At 51.9% G+C, this 12611-nt stretch carries 12 protein-coding genes and 4 tRNA genes; 12 read left to right on the top strand and 4 right to left on the bottom strand.

Translation table 11 applies throughout. The features are described from left to right. Positions 1-417: a hypothetical protein gene (locus tag ACT3T6_RS08515; RefSeq protein WP_172116585.1), complete on the bottom strand. Its 417-nt coding sequence runs from the start codon at positions 415-417 to the stop codon at positions 1-3. Positions 418-560: 143 nt separating this feature from the next. On the opposite strand from ACT3T6_RS08515, the gene pyrC reads away from it, so the two are divergent. Further along, on the top strand, positions 561-1598 hold the full coding sequence (gene pyrC / locus ACT3T6_RS08510; RefSeq protein WP_172116587.1) for a dihydroorotase: 1038 nt from the start codon (positions 561-563) through the stop codon (positions 1596-1598). A gap of 100 nt (positions 1599-1698) precedes the next feature. Here the strand turns inward: pyrC and mtnN are convergent, their stop codons facing one another. Continuing rightward, positions 1699-2406 carry a 5'-methylthioadenosine/S-adenosylhomocysteine nucleosidase gene (mtnN, locus tag ACT3T6_RS08505; RefSeq protein WP_172116588.1) on the bottom strand — a complete coding sequence of 236 codons (708 nt, stop codon included), beginning with the start codon at positions 2404-2406 and terminating at the stop codon, positions 1699-1701. A gap of 47 nt (positions 2407-2453) precedes the next feature. Then, on the bottom strand, positions 2454-3314 hold the full coding sequence (gene folD / locus ACT3T6_RS08500) for a bifunctional methylenetetrahydrofolate dehydrogenase/methenyltetrahydrofolate cyclohydrolase FolD (protein WP_193053527.1): 861 nt from the start codon (positions 3312-3314) through the stop codon (positions 2454-2456). Positions 3315-3519: 205 nt separating this feature from the next. Here folD and ACT3T6_RS08495 point away from each other — a divergent pair. The 8 genes from ACT3T6_RS08495 to ACT3T6_RS08460 all read left to right on the top strand — a co-directional run bounded on the left by ACT3T6_RS08495 (position 3520) and on the right by ACT3T6_RS08460 (position 8709). Next, a tRNA-Pro gene (locus tag ACT3T6_RS08495) sits at positions 3520-3596 on the top strand. 91 nt (positions 3597-3687) lie between these two features. Then, positions 3688-3764, top strand: a tRNA-Arg gene (locus ACT3T6_RS08490). Between the two features lie 65 nt (positions 3765-3829). Continuing rightward, a tRNA-His gene (locus ACT3T6_RS08485) sits at positions 3830-3904 on the top strand. Positions 3905-3940: 36 nt separating this feature from the next. Further along, positions 3941-4015: transfer RNA gene (locus ACT3T6_RS08480), tRNA-His, on the top strand. Positions 4016-4434: 419 nt separating this feature from the next. Continuing rightward, positions 4435-5676: an NAD(P)/FAD-dependent oxidoreductase gene (locus ACT3T6_RS08475; RefSeq protein ID WP_193053528.1), complete on the top strand. Its 1242-nt coding sequence runs from the start codon at positions 4435-4437 to the stop codon at positions 5674-5676. A 75-nt stretch (positions 5677-5751) separates the two neighbouring features. Next, positions 5752-5961, top strand: a complete 210-nt coding sequence (locus ACT3T6_RS08470) for a putative motility protein (protein ID WP_193053529.1) — start codon at positions 5752-5754, stop codon at positions 5959-5961. Between the two features lie 298 nt (positions 5962-6259). Continuing rightward, the gene (locus tag ACT3T6_RS08465) at positions 6260-7849 is read left to right on the top strand and encodes a peptide chain release factor 3 (protein ID WP_193053530.1); all 1590 of its coding nucleotides are present in this window, start codon (positions 6260-6262) and stop codon (positions 7847-7849) included. 80 nt (positions 7850-7929) lie between these two features. Then, positions 7930-8709: a TatD family hydrolase gene (locus ACT3T6_RS08460; RefSeq protein ID WP_193053588.1), complete on the top strand. Its 780-nt coding sequence runs from the start codon at positions 7930-7932 to the stop codon at positions 8707-8709. A 10-nt stretch (positions 8710-8719) separates the two neighbouring features. Here ACT3T6_RS08460 and ygfZ read toward each other — a convergent pair whose 3' ends face one another. Next, positions 8720-9709 (bottom strand): CAF17-like 4Fe-4S cluster assembly/insertion protein YgfZ, encoded by a 990-nt coding sequence (ygfZ, locus tag ACT3T6_RS08455; RefSeq protein WP_193053531.1) that lies wholly within the window; start codon positions 9707-9709, stop codon positions 8720-8722. Positions 9710-9865: 156 nt separating this feature from the next. Between ygfZ and ACT3T6_RS08450 the strand changes: the two genes are divergently transcribed. From ACT3T6_RS08450 to uvrB, 3 genes are read left to right on the top strand one after another with little or no spacing between them, the layout of a single operon-like run. Beyond that, the gene (locus ACT3T6_RS08450) at positions 9866-10063 is read left to right on the top strand and encodes a hypothetical protein (protein ID WP_193053532.1); all 198 of its coding nucleotides are present in this window, start codon (positions 9866-9868) and stop codon (positions 10061-10063) included. Beyond that, on the top strand, positions 10063-10470 hold the full coding sequence (locus ACT3T6_RS08445; protein WP_192526950.1) for an OsmC family protein: 408 nt from the start codon (positions 10063-10065) through the stop codon (positions 10468-10470). Before ACT3T6_RS08450 ends, ACT3T6_RS08445 begins: the two co-directional genes overlap by 1 nt. A gap of 20 nt (positions 10471-10490) precedes the next feature. Then, positions 10491-12515, top strand: a complete 2025-nt coding sequence (gene uvrB, locus ACT3T6_RS08440) for an excinuclease ABC subunit UvrB (RefSeq protein ID WP_193053533.1) — start codon at positions 10491-10493, stop codon at positions 12513-12515. Positions 12516-12611: the final 96 nt, after the last annotated feature.

Genomic DNA, 12611 nt, shown 5'->3' with positions numbered 1-12611 from the left:
CTATTTACGTGAAGTTTTGATGCTGTGAATGACAACCTTAATGAGTAGCGTCATGACATAGGTCAGCCAGCCAGCGGATGCCATTAGATTGAATAACAGCATTTTTGGTGGCAGCCAGGTGCTGCCTAACGTCGCTTCCACCATGATATGAAAGAACATCGCGAGCAGAAGGGGTAGCGCTAGAATATGAATCCACATATCCGTGCGCCGCTTACGGATATGGTAGCGGCACAGTAGATAGCGCATCGGTCGGTGTGCCCAGCTAAATAGCACCAGCGCACCCACGATAAAAAGTGCTGCCAGCGTCGGCTCGGTATTGCCGGTATGTACGGAAATAGAAATCGACCAAGCGAGACCTAGCCATACCAGCCCCTCTATGCTGGCAATAATATCCGCATAGCGTCGCACATTTTGCATAAACAATTGGACCTTGAACCTCTAAGAGTGCCGTTATAATACGATACTTGTTACGGTGTGTGACATTGATAAGCAGATTTCTCCGCCAAGTGGATCACGTATACTGTATTGGCTTTTCTTCTTTAAACAGCTTAGGACTTGCCGTGGACGCTATTACCCTGACCCGCCCCGATGACTGGCACCTCCATTTGCGTGATGGCGAGGCGCTGAAAGCCGTGGTAGGCCATACCGCCGCCCAAATGGGCCGTGCGATTATTATGCCTAACTTAACGCCTCCGGTAACGACCACGGCTCAGGCGCTTGAATACCGTGAGCGTATTTTGGCGGCCTTGCCTGAAGGCAGCACGTTCGAGCCACTTATGACGCTCTATTTAACCGATACGACGCCGCCTGAGGAAATTGAGCGCGCAGCACAAAGCGGCGTGATTAAAGCGGTTAAGCTTTACCCTGCCGGGGCAACCACCAACTCGGATTCGGGTGTCACCGATCTTGCGCACTGCGATGACACCATTGCCATGCTTGCCAAGGTGGGAATGCCGCTGCTTGTTCATGGTGAAGTAACCACTGCTGATATCGATATTTTTGATCGTGAAGCGGTATTTATCGAAACGGTAATGAAGCCTCTGCTGGCGCGTCATCCCGCGCTAAAGGTTGTTTTTGAGCATATTACGACCCAGCAAGCGGCAGAGTTTGTGGCAAACGCGCCGGATAATGTTGCGGCCACTATTACGGTTCATCACCTGCTGTTTAACCGCAACAAAATGCTGGTGGGTGGGATTCGCCCGCACTACTACTGCCTGCCCATCTTAAAGCGCGAACAGCACCGCCAGGCATTACTGAAAGCAGCCTCCAGTGGCAGCCCCAAGTTCTTTTTAGGTACGGATAGCGCGCCTCACGCCAAGGGCGATAAGGAATCCAGTTGTGGCTGCGCTGGCGCTTACACGGCACCGGCGGCGATTGAATTATATGCAAGGGCCTTTGATGAAGTGGGCGCGCTCGATAAGCTGGAAGCGTTTGCCAGCCTGAATGGTCCGCGTTTTTATGGCTTGGCGCCTAATGCCGATAAAATCACGTTAGAGCGTAAACCCTGGCAACTGCCGGAAGCCTATCCTTACGCGGGGGGCAAAACGATTGTCCCATTGCTGGCGGGAGAGTCGCTTGAGTGGTCCATTAAAGCGTAACTGTTGATGAAGTAAGAAATCTGTTGATGAAGTAAGAAACGAAAACGGAGCCATTTGGCTCCGTTTTCGTTAGTGGTAAACACCGGCTATTGCTACGATCTTAGCGCTGGCCAAGTGTCTGTAGCATGTGGTCCACCATGCGCGATGAGTGGGCGGCGGCTATGTCCAGGAACTGTTCAAAAGAAAGGTGGTTATCATCGTTGCCCGGAATATCGGATAACGCACGAATCACCACGAATGGGCATTGATATAGGTGACAGGTTTGCGCAATCGCTGCAGCCTCCATCTCAACCGCCAGCATAGAGGGGAAGTGGGCCTGTGTCGCAGCCACGCGTGCAGGGTCAGACATAAACGCATCACCTGTCGCAATGAGACCCTCTCGGACGTTAACCTCGCCAACCTCTTTGATTGCCTGGCGGGCAATGGCGCGTAGCTGAACATCTGCCAGGTAAGCCGCGGGCATGCCGGGCACCTGACCTATTTCATAGCCGAACACCACTGCATCGACATCATGATGGCGTACTTCATCTGAAATGATGACGTCACCAATGTTGAGATCGCTTGCAAATCCGCCCGCTGAACCCGTATTGATGATAGCGTCGGGGTGGTGGCGTTCCAGAAGAATGGCGGTACCCACAGCCGCATTCACCTTGCCAATGCCGGACTGTAGTATCACTACCTCTAGCCCATGGCGCATACCTGTATGAAATACAAACCCTGCATGCTCATAGCGCTCAGCATTGTCGAGCTGCCCGACCAGAATGCCGACTTCTTGCGCCATTGCGCCAATAATGCCAATACGCTTCATCGAATAGGCTCCTTTATCAAACCCTAAAAATTAATAGTACAGTAAGCCTAAGCGTTGGCGTCGTGATGCTCAGCCGCTTCAAGCGTATTTTCAAGCAAAGTGGCAACGGTCATGGGGCCTACGCCACCCGGAACGGGGGTGATAAAGCTGGCCCGCTCGGCCGCGGCTGCAAAATCAACATCTCCCACCAGCGAGCCATCTTCCTGACGGTTAATACCAACATCAATCACAATGGCACCTTCCTTAATCCACTCTCCTTTAACAATGCCAGGTTTGCCGACAGCCACGACCACCAGGTCGGCACGGTTAACATGGGCCTGCAAACCCTGGGTAAAGCGATGGCATACAGTGATGGTCGCGCCTGCCAGCATCAGTTCCAGCGCCATTGGACGGCCTACGATGTTAGAAGCGCCAACGATAGTGGCGTTTAAGCCACGCACCGACAGGCCGCTTTCTGCCAGCATGGTCATGACCCCTTTGGGTGTGCAGGGGCGTAGAGCCGGCAACCGCTGAGCAAGCCGGCCAAGATTGTAGGGGTGAAAACCATCGACATCTTTGTCGGGCTTAATGCGCTCCAGAATGGGGTTGGCGTCCAGGTGAGCTGGAAGCGGTAGCTGAACCAGGATGCCGTCTATGCTTGCATCGTCATTAAGCTGGTCAACCAATGCTTCCAACGCTTGCTGCGTGGTAGCGGCGGGGAGGGCATGCTGAAACGATAGGATGCCCGCTTGTTCGCAGGCTCGATGTTTATTACTAACATAGACGTGAGACGCCGGGTCTTCACCGACCACAACAACGGCTAGTCCTGGTGCACGAGCGCCTACTTGCTGACGTTTGGCTATCTTCTCGGCAACGCGTTGACGGACATGAGCAGCGATGGCTTTTCCATCGATAAGTTGGGCGGTCATTTACAAAGATCCTATGGAGGTTGGAGCGCTGATGCAAAAGCACGCTTGCTTGAGCATTTACTATAGGGAGTAATTTTCGCATGCCCAAGCGGCCAGGCAAAGCTTCTACACAATCAATCGCGTTAAGTGTTGACTTTAATTTTAAAAATAGTAATATATGCCTCGCTTGAGACGAGCAGCGCGGTAAGCGTCAAAGGTGATAAATCGGGATGTAGCGCAGTCTGGTAGCGCGCCTGCTTTGGGAGCAGGATGTCGGGGGTTCGAATCCCTCCATCCCGACCACACTTAACGCGAAAGGCGTTACTTTGCTTTTCCAAGTTTGGTTGTGGTCAAGTGCTCATTGGCGTTCAGTGTTTTTTGGGATGCTTTATGTGCGCCCATAGCTCAACCGGATAGAGCAACGGCCTTCTAAGCCGTAGGTTGCGGGTTCAAGTCCTGCTGGGCGTGCCATTAGTAATGCTGTTCGATGGTCATTTGCCGGTTAGGAAAGTTTAAGTACGTTAGTGCTATCAATGGTGGGTGTAGCTCAGTGGTAGAGCCCCGGATTGTGACTCCGGTGGTCGTGGGTTCGAACCCCATCATCCACCCCATTCGATAGTAATATGCGGCTACAGTTTTAGGTTGTGGTGGATGTAGCTCAGTGGTAGAGCCCCGGATTGTGACTCCGGTGGTCGTGGGTTCGAAACCCATCATCCACCCCATTCGTATTGCTTATTTAATATCTTCTCTTCATATCTGATACCACTTAATTGTGGTTTTTTTGTTTTTGATCCCTGCATTTTTCTTTCATATCCCTTCCTGCATGTTGTAATGTCTGTTTAAAGACAGCTTGTTTTATTCGTCATGCTTCCTTACTGCTTCCCTGGCTGTGCTTGCTCTTCATGCACCCTGCATTTAATTGCTGCTTAAGCTGTTTTTGTGGCTTTGTCCGCCTGCAAAGCTCTAAAGCAGTGGAGTTGTCTGCTAGTGATATTTTTATAGCGTTAATTGCTGTAAAAAGCCTTGAAAAAAGCTATTTAAGCTGTGCAAGTGTCCTTTGTTTAGTGATATTTTTCAATCAGTTGCTGGCGTTGTTTTCGCCTGTATTAAACGTAGGTATTAGCGCTGAGGAGAATACAAGATGACGCGACAAACGGTAGTGCTAGGGGCAGGCATGGTGGGTGTCAGTATTGCATGGCATTTACAGCGTCGCGGGCACCAGGTCACCTTGGTGGACAGACGCCAGCCTGGTCGGGAAACGTCGTTTGGTAATGCGGGCATCATTCAGCGAGAAGCGGTGCGTCCTTATGCATTCCCTCGTGATATGAAAACCATTTTAAGTGTGCTGCCTAACAAGCGCGTGGATATTCGTTATCGCCCGGCAGGCATGCTGAATGCCGCTTCACCCCTGTTAAGCTATTGGCATAACTCTTCGTCAGGCCGCTATAAAAAAATCATTCCTGAGTGGGCTTCTCTTATCCAATTGTGCTTAAAGACGCACGGCCCGATGATTGAAGCTGCTGGCGCCGAGCACTTGGTGCGCCGTGAAGGGTGGTTAGAGATTTACCGCACGCAGTCGCGCTTGGCAAAACGTATTAATGAGGCCGAAGAAGCTCGTGAGCATTACGGGGTGCAGTTTAACGTGCTGGATCGTGCGGGCGTTGAAAGCAAAGAGCCGAATTTAGGTAAGGATATTATTGGCGCTATTCATTGGCTGGACCCTTGGACGGTGGCCGATCCGGGTGCCTTGGTGGCCGCCTATGCGCAAGATTTTATGGACAACGGGGGCAAACTTCTTCAGGCGGATATTCAAAAAGTTGAGCAAGCAGGCGAGCGCTGGCGGATCGTTACTGAAACGCAAACCCTTGACGCTGATGACGTGGTGGTTGCCTTGGGACCATGGTCTGGCGAATGGATGAAAGGGCTGGGCTATCATTTTCCTACCTTTGTTAAGCGTGGCTATCACATGCACTATGCTGCCCAAGCGCCAGCCAAGTTGAATTACTGGTTAATGGATGCTGAAGTTGGCTATTTGCTGGCGCCCATGAACGCAGGAGTGCGTCTGACGACCGGTGCTGAGCTTGATCGAATAGAGTCGCCCGCTGATGAGCATCAGCTGGAAGCGGCGGAAAAAGTGGCCAGGACTATTTTTCCGCTTGGCAAGCGCCATGATGCGGCCGCCTGGAAGGGCGCGCGCCCCTGTTTGCCTGATATGAAGCCGATTATTGGTCCGGCACCACGCCATCCTGGGTTATGGTTAGCATTTGGGCACGGGCACCAAGGGTTTACCCTTGGTCCAGCGACAGGTCAGCTATTGGCTGACATAATCGAAGGCAAGCCGACAGAAATTGATATGTCACCCTTTCGAGCTGAGCGGTTCTAAATCGCCACGCCGCTTTGTAGGTTGTCCGGTTATTTGCTAAGCTGATTTGACGTTTGACTTCTGAGGGCGGGCTTTATGGATGTATCTATAAGCAATACGGTGAGTACAGCGCTTTATATGAATCAAGCGCAAACTGCTGAACAGGCCCAAATGCAGATATTCAAAGACGCATTGGATATTCAGGCTCAACAGGTCACGGAAATCATGGCGTCAGCGGATATGGGCGCTGAACCCAATCTTGCTCAAGAAGGTAGTGTGGGTACGCAGGTTAATACCTACGCTTAGAACGTTGCCCGCGACCACTATCAGCTAGCATTTTAAAGCGCCGACCCGTTCGGCGTTTTTTTATTGAGCTCAAAAGTGATTTTGCAGGCCTCGCTTGCGCGGACACCTTGTAGTAGCCCTTAGTAGTAGCCCTTAAAAATTCCCAGCATCCATCATGTGTCTTCCCCCAAGGGGTTCAAGGCGCAGGTTTCAATGAACATGGCGCTAAAACGGTCATAACGTTACAATCTCGCCCAATTCTGAATCACTCAGCCAGAGTCGCGTTACGTTGCTGAGTACTAATTTCTGTAGAGGCAAGATGAAAGACACTCAGTTAGCCCAGGAAGCGGATCTGCGCCGCACATTCGCTATCATTTCGCACCCGGATGCGGGTAAAACAACCATCACCGAAAAAATGCTGCTGTTTGGGAATGCTATTCAGCTGGCAGGCTCGGTGAAAAGTAAGCGTAATGACCGACACGCGACGTCTGACTGGATGAAGATGGAGCAGGAGCGGGGGATCTCGGTGACGACCTCCGTTATGCAGTTCCCCTATGGCGGCCGTGTTGTGAACTTGCTGGATACGCCAGGGCACGAAGACTTCTCGGAAGATACCTACCGAACGCTGACCGCCGTTGACTCCGCTTTGATGGTGATTGATGGCGCCAAGGGTGTCGAAGATCGGACCATCAAATTGATGGAGGTGTGTCGTTTACGTGCCACGCCCATCCTGACCTTTATTAACAAAATGGACCGTGATATCCGTGACCCTATTGAGGTGATGGACGAAGTCGAGACCGTTTTAAATATTCAGTGCGCGCCCATGACATGGCCTGTTGGTATGGGGCGTCATTTCAAGGGTGTCTACCACCTCTACAATGATGTTATCCACCTTTATACTCAGGGCCAAGGCAGCCATATTCCGGAAGACAAGCGCATCGAGGGCTTGGATAGCCCTGAAGTTGATGCCGTTCTGGGCGAAGAGCAGGCCGAAGAGCTGCGTATGGAAGTCGAGCTGGTGCGGGGCGCTTCGCACACGTTTGATCTTGAGGCTTATCGGAGAGGTGAGCTTACGCCCGTCTACTTCGGTACTGCGATGGGGAACTTTGGTGTACGCGAGATGCTGGACGGCTTCGTCGAGTATGCGCCTGCCCCTCAGCCGCATAAAACTGACCTGCGTGAAGTAACCGCTCACGACGAGCGTTTCACCGGGTTTGTATTTAAGATCCAAGCCAATATGGATCCTAATCATCGTGACCGTATCGCTTTTTTACGTGTTTGCTCCGGCAAATATGAGAAGAACATGAAGATGCGCCATGTACGTATTGGCAAGGATGTCAAAATTGCCGATGCGTTGACGTTTATGGCATCTGATCGCTCCCATGTAGAAGAAGCCTGGCCGGGTGACATCATTGGCTTGCATAACCATGGCACGATCCAAATCGGGGATACCTTTACCGTCGGCGAGGATATGCGTTTTACCGGTATTCCTCACTTCGCGCCTGAGCTTTTCAAGCGAGTTCGCCTGAAAGACCCGCTGAAAATGAAAGCGCTTCAGAAGGGCTTGCAGCAGCTTTCCGAAGAGGGCGCTACTCAGGTCTTCATGCCTATGGATAACAACGATCTAATCCTCGGGGCGGTGGGCACCTTGCAGTTTGACGTGGTCGCCCATCGGCTAAAGGAGGAGTACAAGGTCGATTGTCTGTATGAGGGGGTGAACGTACAAACGGCCCGTTGGGTATATTGCGACGATGCCAAAATGCTCGAAGAGTTTAAGCGTAAAGCCAGCACGAATTTGGCTATTGATGGAGGCGGTTACTTAACCTACATCGCACCTACTCGGGTTAATTTACAAATGACCCAGGAGCGCTGGCCCGATATTCGCTTCCAGCCCACTCGAGAGCATTAAGTTAGCTACTCTTTAAGATAAGCAAAGGTTGGCAAGCCCAGGGAGGGGCTTGCGTGGTATATCAACAGGGAGGCCCGGCAGTGCTAATCGATGCCCATTGTCATCTGGACTTTAGCGAGTTTGATCAGGACCGCGGTGCTGTTTTTGCAGCAGCACACACGGCCGGTGTCTCTCATTTCATTGTGCCTGGCACTACTCGGAAGCGTTGGCAACAGGTGCTGGCGCTTGGCGAGCGCAGTGATGTTAGTGTGTGCCTAGGCCTCCACCCCTATTTTATGGAACAGCACCAGCGCGATGAGGATATCCTTGCGCTGGAGCAGGCGCTGTATTCAAATCCACAGGTGGCAGCGGTTGGGGAGTGCGGTATTGATGCACGCTTTACAGATTCCTGGGAGTCGCAGTGGCGCCTTTTCGATGATCAGCTGCGTTTGGCCAAGCAATACAAGCTCCCTGTCGTGGTTCACTGTGTGCAGGCCAATGACAAGGTCAGTAAACGACTGCGCCAGTTAGCGCTTCCCCAAGCGGGGCTGATTCACGCCTTCTCAGGCTCTATAGAGCAAGCCCAAAAATTTTTAGACGTAGGGTTTGTACTCGGGATTGGCGGCGGAGTGACGTATGAGCGTGCTCAGCGGCTGCGGCGAACGGTAGCGGCATTACCCAATGATGGCTTTGTACTGGAAACAGATAGCCCTGATATGCCCCTTAGCGGCCATCAGGGTGAGCGTAACGAACCCCAATGTGTTGCTCACGTATGTCGCGTCGTGGCCACGCTGCGCAACCAAACAGAAGAAGAGGTGGCGGCACATAGCAGTGCCAATGCCGCCCGGTTGTTTAAGCTTCAGGCTTTTCAGGATTCTTAAACGAGTGAGCTTAGCCCTTGTAAGCCTGGCCCTTTAACGTGGCCGCCAGCTGTTCAGGGTCAAGCCGTTCAATAGCGTAGGGTAGCGGCAGTAGGGTGATTGCGTTGCCCTCCCAGTAAAGCGGTATCGCTTCTTCTGTCGCCTTGGTATTCATCACCGCCAACAGCTCCACACTATCATTATCGCGCCTTACGCTTGCAACGACCTCGCCCATGGCTTTATCCAGCTCGGTTTTTATGCTGGCGCCTGTCTCGGGTAGCGTTGTCGATGTCAGTTCAGCGTGAACCAAGCGTTTTTTAACTTGTCCACGAAAGTGTGCTCGGGCTACCACTTCCTGTCCTGTGTAGCAGCCCTTTTTAAAGCTAATGCCCCCTAGTGCTTCCCAGTTCAGCATTTGAGGCAGAAATTGATCCTGCTGAGCCTCTGAGAGCCAGGCAATTCCGCTGCGAATGTCGGCAAGTTGCCAGGCAGCCTGCTGGGCTTCGTCGTCCACCACCTGTTGAGAGGATGCCACTGTCGTTGTCTCAGTCGTGCAAAACAGCCAGCGAGGCATTTCCCCGGCCACGCGTACAACGCTTGATTGTTCATTAACGCTTTGTGCGTATGGCTGTTCAGGAAGGGTTAATCCCAGTGACTCAGCTAAGGTGTCTGCTGCTTTGCTGGCGCCAATAAACGTGATGTTCGTGTTATGGATCAATTCAGCCCGATAAAACGCGGCAAATTTTTTTAAATGGGTTGCCAGCGAGTCGGCAAGAGAAACACTAAGGATAAGTCTAAAGTGTTCAGCGTTAAGGCGCAGCAGCTGACCATTGGCGAGCATTCTTCCTTTGGGCGTGCAAAAACACGTAAGAGGGGCAAACTCGCCATCCGCTAAACTTACCTGAGCGCTTGTTTGGCCCTGCAGAAATTTTTCAGCATCTGCCCCTGTTACATCCAGCGCTGCCAAGTGATGAAGGCGCACATTGTCGGTGATCGCAGTAGAGGGGATAACCGTTGCCATATAGACTCCTGATGAGTAGCTGATCGCTGAAAGTAGGATTAGGACGCCGCGCTTCTCAACCTGTGGGCTAATGATACTAATTGCAAGGTGGAATAGCGTGCTAGAATCTTTCTGTTGTATCAGTTTTGCATAAGGTTAAGTGAGGAGGGTAGCGTAATGACACAGCAATCGTTAACGTTTCAAGGCGTAAAAAACGCGGATCAAGTTAACAAGATTACCACGGCGTTGATGATGTTGGAGGGGGTTGATAGTGCAGAGGTAGGTCGCCACGGCGCAGATGTGGATGGCCGTGTTAAACGTGAGGCACTGATCAACGCTGTAGAGAAGCTCAAACTGGGAGTGAAAGTATCCTGATGCATCCGCCTATTACGGTAATCAGCCAGCGTAACCATGTATTTCGCCAGCGTATTGAGGTCGATAGCCTGGAGGCCCTGTATGCCGATGTTCCCACTCTGGTTGGAGGCGAAGGCAGTGCGCCCGACCCTCACGACTATTTCGATATTTCTCTGGGAACGTGTAAGGCCATTACGGTGCAGATGTATGCCAAGCGCAAGAAGTGGCCGCTTACCGCGATTACTGTCACGGTGCAGCGGGACGACAGTGAGGAGGCGCATGGAACTTATAAATTGAATGTAGCGTTAACACTGCATGGGATCAGCGACCCGGAACAGCGGGCACGCCTGGAAGAGATCAGCCATCGCTGCCCCATCCAGCGCCTGATGACGCAGGCAACTGTCGATATCACTACGCACGTTATTTAACTTTTCATTCAGGAGCAATGATGAGCAAAGAGTTTCGGTTACAGTCGAAATTTAAGCCTGCCGGTGACCAGCCAAATGCGATAAAAGACTTGGTAAGTGGCCTGGAGTCAGGACTTGCCCATCAAACGCTGCTGGGTGTAACCGGGTCGGGCAAAACATTCACCATGGCGAATGTGGTTGAGCAGCTTCAGCGCCCGACCATTGTGATGGCACCTAACAAAACCCTCGCGGCTCAGCTTTATGGAGAGTTTAAGTCCTTCTTTCCGGATAATGCTGTCGAGTACTTTGTTTCGTATTATGACTACTATCAGCCCGAAGCCTACGTACCATCATCGGATACGTTTATCGAAAAAGATGCCTCTATCAATGACCATATTGAACAGATGCGTCTCTCGGCAACCAAGGCGTTGCTTGAACGTCGTGATGCGCTCATCGTTGTTTCCGTTTCTGCTATTTACGGGTTGGGTGACCCCGACCAGTATTTAAAAATGCGTCTGCACTTTACCCGCGGCGAGTTGATTGATCAGCGTGCCTTTTTGCGTCGTTTGGCGGAGCTTCAATACACCCGTAATGACATGGACTTCCGCCGAGGTACGTACCGCGTGCGCGGGGATGTTATTGATATTTTTCCTGCTGATTCTGATGAAGATGCGGTGAGGGTTGAGCTGTTTGATAACGAAATTGACTCTATTCGAATTTTTGATCCGCTAACCGGGGACATACGGGGCCAGGTCCCGCGTATGACAATTTACCCCAAGTCCCACTATGTGACGCCGCGTGAAACCATTTTAGGCGCGATTGACTCAATAAAAAATGAGTTAAAAGAGCGCCTTGAATGGATGCGCAAGCATGAACGCTTGGTAGAAGCGCAGCGCCTTGAACAGCGTACGCTTTACGATATCGAGATGATGCTGGAGCTGGGTTACTGCAACGGTATCGAGAACTACTCACGCTACTTATCCGGGCGTGCGCCTGGCGAGCCGCCGCCCACGTTTTTTGACTACCTGCCTGACGACGCGCTGCTGTTTATTGATGAGTCTCACGTCAGCGTGCCTCAGGTGGGCGGTATGTATAAGGGTGACCGTTCACGTAAAGAGACGTTGGTAGAGTATGGTTTCCGCTTGCCTTCGGCGTTGGATAACCGTCCCATGAAATTCGAGGAGTGGGAATCCATTGTTCCTCAAGCTATTTTTGTTTCGGCAACCCCGGGTAAATACGAGGCCGAGCATGCCGGTCAAGTCGTTGAACAGGTTGTGCGTCCTACGGGGCTGCTGGATCCTGAAATTGAAGTTCGCCCGGCCAGCACCCAGGTGGACGATCTGCTTTCCGAGATCGGCTTGCGTACTGCTGTCGGTGAGCGCGTACTGGTGACAACGCTTACCAAGCGTATGGCTGAAGATTTAACAGAATACTTTGATGAGCATGGGGTACGTGTTCGCTATTTGCACTCCGATATCGATACAGTCGAGCGGGTAGAAATTATTCGTGATCTGCGCCTGGGCAAGTTTGATGTGTTGGTAGGTATTAACCTGCTGCGCGAGGGGTTGGATATTCCAGAAGTTTCGTTGGTGGCGATTCTAGATGCTGACAAGGAAGGCTTCCTGCGTGCAGAGCGCTCGCTAATTCAGACCATTGGACGCGCGGCACGTAACGCCCACGGTAAAGCCATTTTGTACGGTGATCGCATCACCGACTCCATGCGCAAAGCGATTGATGAGACAGAGCGTCGTCGAGCCAAACAGCAAGCGCACAATGAAAAGCATGGTATTACGCCAACCACCGTGACGCGCTCCGTGGCAGATATTCTGGAAGCTGCGCAAACCCCCGGCAAAAAGAGCAGCCGCAAGCGTGGGTCCGAGCGTAAGGTGGCAGAAGGTGCCGGTGATTACGATATCGCCAGCATGGGGGCGCATGATTTGTTAGCCGCTATCAGCAAGCTGGAAGACGCAATGTTTGAGGCAGCGCAGAATCTGGAGTTTGAAGAAGCAGCGCGCCTGCGCGATCAACTGCATCAAATGAAAGAAAAACAGCTGGCGCTAGGATAGAGATATGCCAGAAGGCCCCGAAATCCGCCGGGCAGCCGAGCGCATAATAAAAAAATTTATACCGTTATCTTGTTTGGATTGTCAAAACATCACTAT

It is taken from the genome of Halomonas sp. 72, assembly GCF_052379785.1.
Taxonomy (GTDB): domain Bacteria; phylum Pseudomonadota; class Gammaproteobacteria; order Pseudomonadales; family Halomonadaceae; genus Vreelandella; species Vreelandella citrativorans.
Note: the sequence above shows the minus strand (reverse complement) of the source record. Positions and strands in the feature narration are given on the sequence as shown.